This window comes from Microbulbifer mixtoriginis (SeqCode) (genome assembly GCF_052467515.1).
In genome coordinates, this window is record NZ_CP174314.1 from 1919898 (window position 1) to 1935179 (window position 15282).

A 15282-nucleotide genomic window follows, 5' to 3' on the forward strand; every position below is an offset into this window, starting at 1 on the left:
AGCTTGCAGATAAAAATGCCCGCTGGCAACTTTGTTGCCGCGGGCATCGTTCATAAAGAGCTGCCTATCGATTGTGTAAATCTGAAACTGGATCCTTGGGCATGCGCAGAGACATCAGAAAATAAAGGATCTTGTTCTTGTCTTCGTCACTCAGATTTTGGAAGTTTTCTGCGGCGTAGCCGGCATCACTTCCAGGATTATCGTGTAACAAGATGGCTTCTACCAAGGTGAGTGCGCGCCCATCGTGCATATAGGGCGCTGTGTCAGCAACTCCCCAAAGACGTGCGGTGATAAATTCCCTGTTTTGCACCTCATCCTGGAAAAAGGCGGTTTCAGCTAAGGCTATGCCCATGTCATAGCGCTTGAGATCAGAGAACATTTCGACCTCAATTCCCGCTCCAAAAATGGATTTAAAAACTGTGGGGGGCTTGCTTAGATCCACGTGATAGAAAGTATCTTCAAATGGTGCCTCCGGGGAGCCCGTTAGCTTAAAGGGCAAGGTCCTCCGCTCAGTGGTCATTACGGGACGATGGCAGTCGGCACAGCCAACCTCGTGGAACAATTTGCGACCCCGGTTATTTTTGCCGGATTCTATTTGGAAGGGGCGGTCCAGGGTGGCAATGAAAATACTGATCGCGGATAGATCACCGACAGAAATTTCGTTGGTCACGCCGTCATTGTCTTCGTCGGCTTCTGCCCCGCCAAACTTTTCTGTTGCCTGCATCCCCATGTGGAAAGAAAGGGCGTTCAAGGAGAATTCGCGGGCTGAGGCATTATCGCCTTTCCTGCCAAACGGGCGTACCACAAGGTCTGCATCGACGCCTTCCACATTGCTGGTGTCCAGGTTGCCATCCTCATCGACAAAAATACTGCCAAAATTAACGGATTTAGTCTCCAGACTGACAACAGTTCCAGGGTTGTCTAAGGCGTATTGTTTGAGGCGCTGAAGGTCAGCGGTCATTTCTCTGGCGACTAGTTCAATCCCTCCAGAGCCAAATAAGAATAGGGGGTTGATTAGGCGGCCATCGTATTCCGCAGTCCCATCGAAGCTTTCGTCAATGACATCGATATTGACCGGACGCAGCATTGCGCTGGTGCTAAAACCGCCACCGCCACCAATACCCATGGTGGCCGGCACAGTTCTATTGCTGACGATACTGTGACATTCCAGGCAGTTCTGGGAGTCGAGTCCATTGACTCGCAGGAAGGTACCATTGCCTTGTAATGTCGGCCGGTTACCGCCATCTGCGGAGTGGTTATCAGGCTGGGATTCATCGTGTGCACCATCCCCGTAGCCATCGTAGCGATTAAAGGGGGTGCTGAAAATGAGCATCCCGGCCTGGCGAATTTCATCCAGGCTCAGTTCACCTTCAACAATTTGTCCCTGGGTAATTCTGTCTTCCGGGGCCAGCCGGGGGCCTTCTCCCACCAGATTGGCGAAGAGCAGGCTGGGGGTTAAAAGTCCGACACCGGCAAGCGAGTTCACAAGAGTCTGCTTCATACGAGCATCCTAATTCAATGCTTTCTATCAACTGATCCAGAGCTTCATTTGCGGCGTCCATTCCATCTCTCTAAATATAGGTAGTATTTCCCAGGGATATCGCGACAACTGGCGCTTCATACATCTTATTGATGTATAAATTTCAGGTTCTCTTGGGCGTCTAGTTACCAGGGGACTCTCCCCGCACAAAATGTTGTGTCTGGAGTACTGAGTGACTGCTTGTGAGTTTTCAATTTGGGAAGGGATCTTACTGAAACTCTTCAACCGCATTCGTTGCCTATCATTATTTTTTGAAATAGCACCATGGCTAGTGGTAATTGGCGGGGTAGTGCACCGCTAGGGATACTGCGGAAGGTAAAAATGAGCGAGTTGCGCAAGAAATTCTTTACCAAACCCCTATTGAATATCATAAAGAGGATTTTACCGCCAATATCTCAAACGGAACGGGAGGCAATGGAGGCCGGAGAAGTTTGGTGGGATGCTCAGCTACTCTCCGGTAAACCGGACTGGAAGCAACTACTCGATATGGGACCGCCAGAGCTGAATGAGGAGGAACAGGCTTTTCTCGATGGGCCTGCCGAAGAGCTCTGTAAAATGATCAATGATTGGCAGATCAGTTTTGTCGATCACGATATCCCAGAGCATGTTTGGGAGTTTCTGCGTAAAAATCGTTTCTTCGGCATCATCATTCCCAAAAAATATGGTGGTCTCGGCTTTTCCCCTACTGCGCATGCAGAAATAGTCACCAAAATTTCTACGCGGAGTAACACCGTCGGCGTCACTGTGATGGTGCCCAATTCCCTCGGGCCGGGAGAATTGCTGCTCGCTCATGGCACCCAGGAGCAAAAAGATTATTACTTGCCCCGGCTTGCCGATGGCACGGATATTCCCTGTTTCGGCCTCACCAGCCCCCAGGCGGGCTCCGATGCGGCATCCATGATTGACCGCGGAGAGGTCTGTTACGGTGATCATCAGGGGGAAAAGGTCTTGGGGATGCGTGTCAACTGGCACAAGCGGTATATCACCCTGGGGCCTATTGCCACGGTCTTGGGGCTCGCCTTTAAGTTGTACGACCCGGAGCATATTCTCGGCGATAAAGAGGAGCTGGGAATTACCGTGGCACTGGTTCCTACTGATACAGAAGGCGTGACTATTGGTCAACGCCATCTCCCGGCGATGCAGGCCTTCCAAAATGGTCCCAACTGGGGAAAAGATGTCTTTATCCCTATGGATTGGATTATTGGAGGTCAGGAGAATGTCGGCAAAGGCTGGGAAATGTTGATGAGCGCCTTGGCTGCCGGGCGTGGCATCTCGCTTCCCTCGCTCTCTACGGGCGGTGCCAAGATGGCGGCGAGGACCACTGGTGCCTATGCGCGTATCCGCGAGCAATTCAATATTCCTGTAGGGCGTTTTGAAGGGGTGCAAAGTCGGCTGGCGGAGATCGCCGCTATCGCTTTCGTGCTAGATAGCGCCCATAAGACAACCACCAGGGCATTGGATGATGGACTTAAGCCGGCGGTAATCACCGCAATTATGAAAGCCAATGCAACAGGGGGGCTGCGCCAGGCTATTGATGACGCCATGGATATTCATGCCGGTAAAGCCATCATGGATGGCCCACTAAATTACCTGGGTAATGCCTATCGTGCGGTACCCGTGGCGATAACGGTAGAAGGGGCCAATTTATTGACCCGCAGCTTAATGATCTTTGGTCAGGGTGCTATTCGCTGCCACCCTTACATACTTGATGAAATGCTCGCTGCTGAAAATCCCGATGAAGAGGAGGGGCTGGAGCAACTGGATCATTTACTCCCCAAGCATATGTGGTTCCAATTCAAGACACTATTGCGAGGAGTATTTCATGGTTGGACCGTGGGGCTCTTTGCCAGCAGCCCTCGTAATGTTGGAGGCGCGGCCAAGTATTTTCGTCAGATCAATCGCTACTCAGCTGTGCTGACACTGGTGACAGAGGTCTCGCTGATCACCTTGGGCGGTGAGTTAAAAAGAAAAGAGCTGATATCCTCCCGGCTCGGCGATGTGCTCAGCCAGCTTTATCTGTTGAGCTGTACTCTCAAGCGTTTCTATGATGATGGCAACCCCAAAGATGATTTACCGCTGCTGGAATTCGCCATGCGTGATGGTTTGCATAAAATCGAAGTTCAGTTGCTGGAAGTTTTTCAGAATTTCCCGCGCCCATTTTTTGGACAGTTGATGCATTTTCTGACTATGCCCTGGGGGCATAGTATCCATACTGCTTCAGATCGACAGGCGCGAGCATGTGCCGAGTTGCTGTTGAGTCCCTCCAAAACCCGAGACCGTTTGACCCGTGGTGTTTTCCTTGGCAATCCTGGCGATGGAGTTGAAATTGTCGAGCAAGCCTTCAACAAGGTATGTGCCTCTGAGCGTGCACGAGAGAAGTTAAAAAAGGGGGGGATTCGCACCCTAAGTCGCGAGTCGGTGGAAGAGGGGTTGCAACGTAATCTCATTAGTGATGAAGAAGCGGATGCTCTTCGTGACGCAGCTGATGCAGTGGATAAGGCTATCCAGGTCGACCACTTTGATCATTTGGCCAGGGTGGTGGGAAAAATCCAATAGCCTTGTGAGAAAAGCCTGATTTCCATGGAAGTTTCTCCTGATAAGGTTCCCCAACGGTTTACCGGCGCCGAGGAGTGTATCGATGCTCTGTTACGCAGGGTCGGTAAAAAGATTGTGCTGGGGTTGCCCCTTGGATTGGGAAAAGCTAATCACTTTGCCAATGCCCTTTACGCGCGTGCCGCTGCAGACCCTTCTATTTCTCTGACCATTTATACCGCCCTGACCCTTGAGCGACCCAGGGGGGACAGTGATATCACGCGCCGTTTTGTACAGCCTTTACTGGATCGCCTTTATAGTCACTATCAGGATCTTGGTTATGTGACGGCGAGGAGACAAGGGCAGCTTCCCAATAATATTGAGGTGATAGAGTTTTTTATGGAGCCCGGTGCTTTGCTGGGTAATCGCTATGCTCAGCAACATTATGTCAGCACTAATTATACCGAGGTGCCCGAAGATCTCTTGCGTAATGGGATCAATGTGATCGCGCAAATGGTGTCCCCCTCACCGGCGGGTGGCAAATACAGTTTGAGCTGTAATCCGGATCTGACCCTGCCACTTTTAAAGCTGGCCTCCGATCGCAAAGGGCAATCGCTTTTTTTACTGGGAGAGGTAAATCATCAATTACCTTATATGCCGGGTAGTAGTGAGCTTGCGGAAGGCGCTTTCGATTTTTTGTTAGAAGGTAACCAGTTCAATACTCCATTGTTTGCCGCTCCTGCAATGCCGGTGAGTTTTACCGAATACGCTATCGGTTTTCATATTGCCAGCCTGATCGCTGATGGTGGTACTTTACAAGTGGGTATCGGGGCGCTCGGCGATGCGGTGTGTCATGCCTTGCGTTTGCGTCACAAAGAGAATCCACTCTTCACTCGCCTGCTGGATGAGTTAGCCGATTCAGAGTCATCCGCATACCGAAAAAACCTCCCCCTACAAAAGGCGCCCTTTCAACAGGGACTATATGGTGCCAGTGAAATGGTTCCCCATGGCTTTTTACATCTGCGTAAGGCGGGGGTTTTAATCCGTGAAGTGTTTGCTGATGAGGCACTGCAGGAGTTGCTGGATTCGGATGCGATCACCCATACAGTGAACGAAGAGACTCTGCTCGCTCTGAAAAAGAGAGGGCGTATCCACTGTCCGTTAACCCCTGATGACACCGTGTTTTTGCAGCGTTTTGGTATTGTGGATCCAAGTTACAGTTGGCGCGGCCACAAGTTGTTAACACCCGATGGCGAAGAGGAGGAGTGTGACCTACACAGTGAGCACGGCCGTCGACGATTGATAGGCAGTTGTTTGAACAACAAACTTAAAGGCGGTATCTGGTTGCACGGTGGTTTTTACCTTGGCCCTGAGGTGATGTATCGAGAGTTACGGGATCTAGCCCCCATTGAGCGGGCCGGTATCGATATGACTTCTATCGATTTCACCAACGATCTGCGCGGCCAACAAATACTGAAGCAAGTCCAGCGCAAACACGCACGTTTTGTAAACTCAGCCATGATGGTGACATTGGGCGGGGCCGTTATTTCCGATGCTTTAATGGATAATCAGGTGGTTAGTGGTGTTGGAGGGCAATACAATTTTGTTGCCCAGGCGTTTGCACTGCCTGGGGCCCGCTCCATTATTGCCCTGCCGAGCACACGCGTTCGCGACGGAATATGTGAAAGTAATATTGTCTGGGAATACCCCCACACCACTATACCTCGGCACTTGCGGGATATTGTGGTAACTGAATACGGCGCGGTGGACCTGCGGGGTAAAACAGACCGGGACGTGATGGTTTCCATGCTCAGTATTTGCGATACACGATTTCAGGCAGTGTTGCTGGAACAGGCCAAATATGCAGGCAAAATTGAAAAGGACTTCACTATTCCGGCAGAGTTTAATCGAAATACCCCGGAGCATATTGCCGAGGTCTTTTCCGATGAAAAGTCCCTCGCCATGTTGCCTTACTATCCGCTGGGTACGGACTTTACCGATGAAGAGGGATGGCTGGCTGTCGCACTTCAGCAGTTGAGAGCGGCTGACCGCAGCTGGTGGCGAATGCTGATAACGGTGATCAAGGGGCGTAGAGTGTGGCGGGACAATTCTGATCAGTTTGCGTTTATCCATCGCTGTCTGGAGCGGATGGGTTGTGACCATTCGGATACCTATGAGCACCGCCTGGAGGCCTATGTTATTGCCGCCGCGCTGCATGAATATATTGACCTTCGCCGTCCCCTCTGTGGATAGAGGTCAGTTATTTTTTAGTTATATGTGGTTGATGTTGTTGGGCCTGAATAGCGGTAAGTGCAATGGTGTAGACAATATCGTCCACCAGGGCACCGCGGGAAAGATCATTCACCGGTTTGCGCAGCCCCTGTAACATAGGCCCAATACTGACTAAGTCCGCACTGCGTTGTACTGCTTTATATGTGGTGTTGCCGGTGTTTAAATCAGGGAAAATAAATACGGTGGCGCGGCCCGCGACTGGGCTCTGTGGCGCTTTCTGCTCAGCCACATTTTTTATCAGCGCCGCATCGTATTGCAGTGGTCCATCAATAATCAGCTTGGGCCTTCTCTGCTTGGCGATTTGTGTGGCTTCACGCACTTTATCTACGTCTAAGCCGGTTCCTGAGGTGCCGGTGGAGTAACTGATCATTGCTACTCGGGGTTCTATCCCAAAAGCTGCTGCGGAGTCTGCCGACTGGATGGCGATCGCAGCCAATTGGTTGGCGTTGGGATCCGGATTGATGGCGCAGTCTCCGTATACCAGTACCTGCTCGGGTAGAAGCATAAAGAAAATTGAGGAGACAAGCTCTTCACCTGGAGCGCTCTTGATCAATTGCAGGGCGGGGCGGATGGTATTGGCGGTAGTGTGAATAGCGCCTGAAACCAGGCCGTCCACTTGGTCTAGGGCCAGCATCATAGTGCCCAAAACGACATTGTCTTGCAGCTGTTCTTTCGCGACCACCTGAGTGAGGCCTTTATTTTTACGAAGAGCTACCATGGGCTCTACATACTCTTCCCTGACATCTTCGGGCTTGATGATTTCTACTTTTTTACTGAGCCTGAGGCCCTGTTGCTCGGCGATTCGCTGGATAGATCCCGGTCTCCCCAGCAGTATCGGTTGTGCAATTCCCCGTTCTGCACAGGCCAGAGCTGCGCGTATAGTGCGGGGTTCTTCTCCCTCTGGAAGCACAATGCGTTTTAGTACCCGGCGGGCCATTTCTGTTAGGTGGTAGCGAAATGCTGGGGGTGACATCCGCCGCGGCCGTTGGGAAACCTGACTTAAGGATTGCACCCAGTTTTTATCCAAGTGGCTGGCAAAAAAATCCTGTACCCGGTTTACTCGCTCACGGTCATCAGCGGGGGTGCGCAGGTTAAAGGTTTGTAATTCCATCACGGTATGCCAGGTGTTGGAGCTGACTAACATTACCGGCAGTCCAGTCTCCATGGCCGGTGTGCAAAGTTTGTGTACCCCACGATCCAGTCGGTAGCCCCCGGTCAGCAGCAAGCAGCCAATTTTTACACCGTTCATTGCTGCCAGGCTGGCTCCTACCATAACATCGGGCCTGTCAGCCGAAGTGACCAGTAGGGCACCTGGATTAAAGCGATGCAGCATATTGGCTAGGGATCGCGAGCAGAAGGTTACGCTGCGCAAACGGCGGCTCTCTAGTTCTCCGCGATTGATCAGTTGTGCATTGAAATGCCGGGCCAGATCCAGCGCCCGGGGGGCCAGCAGCTGCGCATTCCAGGGGATGGCGCCAACGATGCGTAGAGGAATTTTACGATACAGATCCTTTCGGTTGACAGCTTTGGTGCAGGGCTCCTGTTGAGCGCCCACCGAGATAAAGTGGCCGCCAGGTGGGTCGGTTATGCGGGGAGGGGCATCCAGCTTATTGATAATGCAGCCTACCACCGGGTTGGATGGGCCCTCACCAAACGGTTGCATCGCATACTGCAGACGCTCTGTAAGCTGACGAATATCACCTGTGTGCAGGCTGGCAACCAACACCACTTCCGCATCCAGGGTTTTTGCCATCTGGCAGTTCAATTGGTCAGAAAATTGATTTTGCCTTCCGGGTAAAAGTCCCTCTACGACTATTACATCCGCAGTTTGAACGCTGCTGCGGTAGCGGGCCAAAATTTTCTCCAGTAGCTCCGTGGTACCACCTGCGGAGATCATAGTTTCAGCTTCTTGTGCGCTGATTGAACGGGGAATGTCCAGCTTGGTAGTCTGCCGCAATATCTCTGTGGTTCTCTCGATGGCGCCGTCGCGGGAAGGTGCTTCGCTGACAGGTTTGAAAAACTGGGTTTCTACACGGTTGCGTTCAAGTGCCCGTATTAAGCCCAGGCTTACCGACGTAATACCCACACCCAGATCCAGTGGAATCAGCATTAGGGCGCGCGCGTTGTGGGGCATGTTTATAGCGCCCTGTTCGCTAAGCGGATGGTATCTCGAGCAATAACCCAATCTTCACGGGTGGGTATCACAAGGATATCCAGTGTTCCGTCTTTCGATATCTGCCCTTCAGAACCGAAGCGAACGTCTTCATTGCGCTTATTGTCCAGCTGGTAGCCGAGCTGGCTGAGCCAACCTATCGTTTCTCGCCGCACCCAAGATGAGTTTTCGCCAATACCCCCGGTGAATACCAGCGAATCAACGCGCTTTAGTGGCACTGTGTAGGCTGCGATATATTTGGCCAGCCGATAACAAAATAGCTTCAATGCCAAGCTAGCACCGGCATGGCCTTTGCCCATAGCTTCTTCCAGTTCACGACAGTCATTGCTTAGCTCGGATATCCCCAGCAGGCCGCTGTTGCAATTCAGTAACTGTTCGAGTTCCGCTAGGGAATAGTCCAGTGCCTCTCCCAAATGAAGTAATAAACCAGGGTCTAGGTCCCCGCAGCGACTGCCCATTACCAGCCCTTCAAGAGGAGTCAGACCCATACTGGTATCCACGCTCTTTCCGTTTTTAATGGCGCACAGGGAAGCGCCATTGCCGAGGTGAGCGGAGATCACATTGATTTTGTCTGTGGGTGTTTTCAATATTTCGGCGCTGCGCTCACCGATATAGCGATGACTGCTGCCATGCATACCGTAGCGGCGCAGTTGGTGATCCCGATACAAGCTGTAGGGCAGTGCATAGAGGTAGGCGTAATCCGGCAAACTCTGGTGAAAGGCGGTATCGAAGACCGCCACCTGCGGCAACTCTGGGAAGGCGAGCAGTGAGGCCTGTATACCTTGTAGGGCGGCAGGGTTGTGTAGTGGCGCCAGTTCACAGCAGGCTCTGATGGCTGATACCACACTGTCATTAATCAGCGCGGAATCTGCGAACTGTTCTCCACCATGGACCACCCGATGCCCGACAGCCCGAAGCTGCTCGCGCAACGCTGACCAGGGGCCGTCGAATCGCTTTACTATTGCTCCGATAATACCTTCGTAGTCATCCCCAGGGGAGAGCTTCTGTGTTCCCTCTTTTTCATCGTGCTGCCAAGAGAGCGCTGCTGAGGATGATCCCAGGGCATCGGCTTGGCCTTTTAAGCGTTCCTCACCAGTTTCGGGGTTAATGATGGAGAACTTTAAAGAAGAGCTGCCGCAGTTGATGGTCAGTACAAGGCTTGGGCCAGACATAGGCGGTGCGCACCTTAGCGTGTATACCCTAAGGCTAGCTAATATGGCGCAAAAGTCTTTGAGAAAAGGCAATAAGATTGGGAGCAAAAAAAGGGCCGCGATTGCGGCCCAAGTCCAAAATGCAGAGATAAAAGCGCAGTTTGCATAACTGTTCTTCTTCGGCGGAATCATTGTCCTGATCAATTTGAACAGGAGAGAATCCCTGAAGAAAAAGGCGGCTTGCGCCGCCTTGAATCTACCTGAAAGGTATAAGAGCGTCTTAGCTGAACTGGTTCATGGTGTTGTCTTTACCAGAAGCTTTCAGTGCCGCTTCACCAGCAAAATACTCTTTGTGGTCGTCACCGATGTCGGAACCGGCCATATTCTGGTGCTTAACGCAGGCGATACCCTGACGGATTTCTTTACGCTGAACGCCTTTTACGTAGCCCAGCATGCCTTGCTCACCGAAGTACTCTTTGGCCAGGTTGTCGGTAGACAGGGCCGCAGTGTGGTAAGTCGGCAGGGTGATCAGGTGGTGGAAGATACCGGCTTCACGGGCAGCGTCGGCCTGGAAGGTACGGATCTTCTCATCTGCAGCTGCAGAAAGCTCGGAGTCGTCATACTCGGCGCTCATCAGGTTGGCGCGGTCGTAAGCGGATACGTCTTTGCCTTCTTCAGACCATGCATCGAATACCTGCTGGCGGAAGTTCAGGGTCCAGTTGAAGGATGGGCTGTTGTTATAAACCAGCTTCGCATCGGGAACAACTTTGCGGATTTCGTCCATCATGCCGCCGATCTGGCGAACGTGGGGCTTCTCGGTTTCGATCCAAATCAGATCGGCGCCGTTCTGCAGAGAGGTGATGCTGTCCAGGATGCAGCGAGCTTCGCCGGTACCTTTACGGAACTGGAACAGGTTGGAAGCCAAGCGCTTAGGACGCAGCAGCTTGCCTTCGCGGTTGATTACAACGTCACCGTTGGCCAGATCAGAAGCTGCGATTTCTTCACAGTCCAGGAAAGCGTTGTACTGGTCGCCCAGGTCACCCGGCTCTTTAGTCACGGCGATCTGCTTGGTCAGGCCGGCACCCAGGGAGTCGGTACGGGCAACGATAACACCGTTGTCTACGCCCAGCTCCAGGAATGCGTAGCGAACTGCGCGGATCTTGGCCAGGAAGTCTTCGTGAGGAACGGTGACTTTACCGTCCTGGTGACCACACTGCTTCTCGTCGGAAACCTGGTTCTCGATCTGGATACAGCAAGCACCCGCCTCGATCATCTGCTTGGCCATCAGGTAAGTGGCTTCTGCGTTACCAAAACCGGCATCGATGTCGGCAATGATCGGCACAACGTGAGTTTTGTGGTTGTCGATCTTGTCTTGTACTGCTTTCTCGGCTTCTTTATTGCCGGCTTCGCGGGAGGCATCCAGCTCGCGGAACAGGTCGTTCAGCTCGCGGGCATCGGCCTGACGCAGGAAGGTGTACAGTTCGTTGATCAGGTGCGCAACAGAGGTTTTCTCGTGCATAGACTGGTCGGGCAGAGGACCGAATTCACTGCGCAGAGCGGCGACCATCCAGCCGGACAGGTACAGGTAGCGACGGTCAGTATTGCCTTCGAAGTGCTTCTTAATAGAAATCATCTTCTGTTGGCCGATAAAACCGTGCCAGCAGCCCAGGGATTGGGTGTACTTGGAGCTGTCTTTGTCGTAGTTCTCCATGTCAGCGCGCATGATATTGGCGGTGTATTTGGCAATATCCAGGCCGTTATTGAACTTGTTCTGGGCGCGCATACGGGCAACAGATTCGGGATTGATAGCATCCCAAGTGCCGCTTTTGCTGTCACGGAGCTTAGCTACCGCGTCGATGTCTTGAGTGTAAGTGGACATGACAGTGTTTCCTTAAAACGGTGACTGCGATTAGGTGTTGAGTATCTTAGGAGGAGTGGCATAATTTGCCTAATTTATTGATTTTATTTTCACTATCGATCTGGCAAATGTTGTATGCAACTGGAAAGAGCTGACCTGAACCTGCTGGTATACCTGGATGTGCTGCTGCGCGAGCGCAATGTGACACGAGCGGCCAACTACTTAGGGCTGTCCCAACCCGCAATGAGCAATGGCCTGAAACGCCTGCGCGAACTCTTTGACGACCCTCTGCTAGTACGCACCCGAGAGGGCATGATGCCCACGGAGCGTGCCCTTGAACTTCAGCCGATGGTTCGTGAGGCGCTATCCAGCATTGACCGTGTGATTCAGCCCAATAGGGATTTTGATCCCGCCAACACCCGGCGTACCTTTCGCATTATGGCCAGTGACTATGCTGAATCCACGTTGATACCGCCCCTGCTTAAGCAGCTGAGGGATGGTGCTCCAGGAATCAGCCTGGATATCATGACGCCCAGCGATGTGAGCTTTGTCGATGTGGAGCAGGGTAAGGTGGATATGGTAATTAACCGTTTCGATAGCATGCCCCAGAGCTTCCACCAAGCCACCGTATGGCGCGACAGTTTCTCTTGCATGATGCGAGCGGATAACCCAATTCTCGAAGACTACAATCTGCAGAGTTACTTAAAGGCTCAGCATATATGGGTGAGCAAGACCGGCATGGGTGTGGGGGTAGGAGTAAACCCAGAGGATGTGCAACGCTTGGGCTGGGTAGATGAGGCTATTGGTAAATTGGGGGAAAAGCGGGATATCTCGGTCTTCACACGCCACTACCAAGTGGCTATGCTGTTGGCCGAGCAGAGTGACCTGATTGTCACTGTGCCCACCCGTCTGGCACAGCTTGCCAGCGACAATCCCAGAGTCGTGCGCAGGGATCCGCCGCTGGATATCCCTCCTCTTGAGCTAAAAATGGCTTGGAGCCCACTTTTACAGCAGAGCGCACCGCACCGCTGGTTACGGCGCCTGATCCTGGATATTGGTCGAGCTCTATGAGTGACCCCTTAGTAAGGAATCATGCGCCCTGCGGGTGAATATACAGTTCTCTTGGCAGTGAATCATGCGTCATCCATTTTCATAAAAATTTGATCTATGAATAGTGGAAATTGTGTCTATAAATTAGCGGTATGCTGAAATGGCTGTTTAGAATGCCGTAATTCCAACAATCAGTGAGAGGCCCAGGGTATGACGGAACGAGTCCAAATCGGTGATCTACAAATCGCACCAGAGCTTTACCACCTGGTTTGCGAGGAGGTGATTCCAGGAACCGGGGTCGATGCCGATAAGTTCTGGGCTGGACTCGATGCGATTGTCCGCGACCTGGCGCCAGTCAATCGCTCCCTGCTGGAAAAACGCGACGAATTACAGGAAACCCTGGATCGCTGGTACACCGAAAATCCGCAGGGCTTCCTCGATCTGGAAGGCTACCAGACCTTTCTGAAAGAAATTGGCTACTTGGTGGATGAGCCCGCTGAGTTCAGTGCTTCCACTGAGAATGTGGATGAGGAGATTGCCATTCTCGCCGGTCCTCAGCTAGTGGTCCCAGTGATGAATGCCCGCTATGCACTGAATGCCGCAAATGCCCGCTGGGGCAGCCTTTACGATGCCCTCTACGGCACTGATGTGATCAGCGAAGAAGGTGGAGCGGAAAAGGGCAGTGAGTACAATCCGGTGCGCGGAGCCAAAGTGATTGAATATGCGCGCAGCTTCCTAGATCAGTCTGCTCCATTAACCTGCGGCAGTCATAAAGAAGCCGTGCAATATCGTATTAACGGCTCTCTGCTGGAAGTTGTCCAAGCCAATGGCGATATTGCCACCTTGAAAGACGGCACTCAGTTTGCCGGTTACCGCGGTGACAGCGAAGAACCCTCGAGTATTTTGCTCAAGCAGCACGGCCTGCACTTTGAAATTCAGGTGGATCGTGAAAGCCCTATCGGTAAAACCGATGACGCGGGTATTAAAGACGTCCTTATGGAATCTGCATTGACCACCATTATGGACTGTGAGGACTCCGTAGCGGCAGTCGATGCGGAAGACAAGGTTGTGGTTTACCGCAACTGGCTCGGCCTGATGAGAGGTGACCTCAAGGAAACCATCAATAAAGGCGGCAAGACTTTTGAGCGCAAATTAAATGTCGACCGTGAATATATTACACCGAATGGTAATCAGCTAACCCTGCCGGGTCGCAGTTTGATGTTTGTGCGCAATGTTGGCCACCTGATGACCAACGATGCTGTTTTATATGGTGACGGCCAGGAAATTCCGGAAGGTATTCTCGACGGAATGATTACCAGCCTGATCGCTCTACACGATCTACGCGGCAATAACGAGATCAAGAACTCTCGTGAAGGAAGCATCTACATCGTAAAGCCGAAGATGCATGGCCCGGAAGAGGTGGCTTTTGCCAACACGTTGTTTAATCGTATTGAGGATGCCCTCGGCCTACCGCGTCACACGGTGAAAATGGGTATTATGGATGAGGAGCGGCGTACCACGGTAAACCTCAAAGCCTGCATCGCCGAAGCCAAAGAGCGCGTGGTCTTTATCAACACCGGCTTCCTGGATCGCACAGGAGATGAAATTCATACCTCTATGCTTGCCGGCCCCATGATTCGCAAGGGAGATATGAAGCAGTCCACTTGGATCAACGCCTACGAAGAGTGGAATGTGGATGTGGGTCTCAATAGCGGTCTCAAGGGTAGGGCGCAGATTGGTAAAGGTATGTGGCCGATTCCAGATCAGATGTCAGCGATGATGCACGCCAAGCTCGCACATCCAATGGCTGGTGCGAATACTGCTTGGGTACCATCGCCCACGGCGGCAACTTTACATGCACTGCATTACCACAAGGTCGATGTGAACCGTCGACAGGAAGAGATTCAGCACCGCCATCACGCCAAGCTGGAAGATATTCTCACCGTACCGGTGGCCAAAGACACTAATTGGAGTACTAAAGAGATTCAATTGGAGTTGGATAACAATGCTCAGGGCATTCTTGGCTATGTGGTGCGCTGGGTTGAGCAGGGGGTAGGTTGCTCCAAGGTGCCGGATATTAATGATGTCGGTCTGATGGAAGATCGCGCCACCTTGCGAATTTCTTCACAGCATATTGCCAACTGGCTCAAGCATGACATTGTCAGCGAGAAGCAAGTGCGCGAAACTATGGAGCGTATGGCTGCAGTTGTGGACCGCCAAAATGCCGGTGATGCCAATTACAACAATATGGCTCCAGATTTCGATAGAAGTGTTGCCTTCCAGGCCGCTTGTGAGCTCGTATTTGAAGGTTGTGTACAACCAAACGGCTACACTGAGCCGGTTCTGCATCGTCGCAGGCGTGAGTTTAAGGCTTTGAATGGTTGATTTCTGGGCTGGATTGTTTCTAAAGGCCCCTCAAGGGGCCTTTTTTATTGGGGGTGTGGAGTATCATTTAGCATGCCTTACAGTGGATAGGAATTAATATTCCGATAGAGGTCCGTACCTGAAGGTGATAAGTGATATGGCTTTGCTGTTAACCAGTAAGGCATGGAGAGTGTTGTCATAGTGCCCTCCTCCTATTTAGTCACTCTGGCTGTGCAAAGTGCCGCCCTACTAGCCGCCGCAACTACTCGAATTGATAGGTTGTTGGCGCCACTGGGTCAGTCGTCCTAGCTGTATGTATCAT

The 15282-nt window shown here is 52.1% G+C and carries 8 protein-coding genes; 4 read left to right on the plus strand and 4 right to left on the minus strand.

The features are described 5' to 3' along the window. Positions 1-64 precede the first annotated feature (64 nt). Positions 65-1501 carry a di-heme oxidoredictase family protein gene (locus ACJJIT_RS08325; RefSeq protein ID WP_444900620.1) on the minus strand — a complete coding sequence of 479 codons (1437 nt, stop codon included), beginning with the start codon at positions 1499-1501 and terminating at the stop codon, positions 65-67. Positions 1502-1861: 360 nt separating this feature from the next. Here ACJJIT_RS08325 and ACJJIT_RS08330 point away from each other — a divergent pair, with 360 nt between their 5' ends. Together ACJJIT_RS08330 and ACJJIT_RS08335 are read left to right on the plus strand one after the other, a co-directional pair. After that, positions 1862-4096, plus strand: a complete 2235-nt coding sequence (locus ACJJIT_RS08330; RefSeq protein WP_444900621.1) for an acyl-CoA dehydrogenase — start codon at positions 1862-1864, stop codon at positions 4094-4096. Between the two features lie 24 nt (positions 4097-4120). After that, the gene (locus ACJJIT_RS08335; RefSeq protein WP_444900622.1) at positions 4121-6325 is read left to right on the plus strand and encodes an acetyl-CoA hydrolase/transferase C-terminal domain-containing protein; all 2205 of its coding nucleotides are present in this window, start codon (positions 4121-4123) and stop codon (positions 6323-6325) included. A 7-nt stretch (positions 6326-6332) separates the two neighbouring features. Here the strand turns inward: ACJJIT_RS08335 and pta are convergent, their stop codons facing one another. From pta to ACJJIT_RS08350, 3 genes are all read right to left on the minus strand, one after another. Continuing rightward, positions 6333-8498 (minus strand): phosphate acetyltransferase, encoded by a 2166-nt coding sequence (gene pta, locus ACJJIT_RS08340; RefSeq protein WP_444900623.1) that lies wholly within the window; start codon positions 8496-8498, stop codon positions 6333-6335. A 2-nt stretch (positions 8499-8500) separates the two neighbouring features. Further along, positions 8501-9709, minus strand: coding sequence for an acetate kinase (locus tag ACJJIT_RS08345; protein ID WP_444900624.1), 1209 nt, complete (start codon positions 9707-9709; stop codon positions 8501-8503). 259 nt (positions 9710-9968) lie between these two features. Further along, positions 9969-11567 carry an isocitrate lyase gene (locus ACJJIT_RS08350; RefSeq protein ID WP_444900625.1) on the minus strand — a complete coding sequence of 533 codons (1599 nt, stop codon included), beginning with the start codon at positions 11565-11567 and terminating at the stop codon, positions 9969-9971. 114 nt (positions 11568-11681) lie between these two features. Between ACJJIT_RS08350 and ACJJIT_RS08355 the strand changes: the two genes are divergently transcribed. After that, positions 11682-12617: a LysR family transcriptional regulator gene (locus tag ACJJIT_RS08355; protein ID WP_252081803.1), complete on the plus strand. Its 936-nt coding sequence runs from the start codon at positions 11682-11684 to the stop codon at positions 12615-12617. Positions 12618-12806: 189 nt separating this feature from the next. Next, positions 12807-14981, plus strand: coding sequence for a malate synthase G (locus ACJJIT_RS08360; protein ID WP_444900626.1), 2175 nt, complete (start codon positions 12807-12809; stop codon positions 14979-14981). Positions 14982-15282 lie beyond the last annotated feature (301 nt).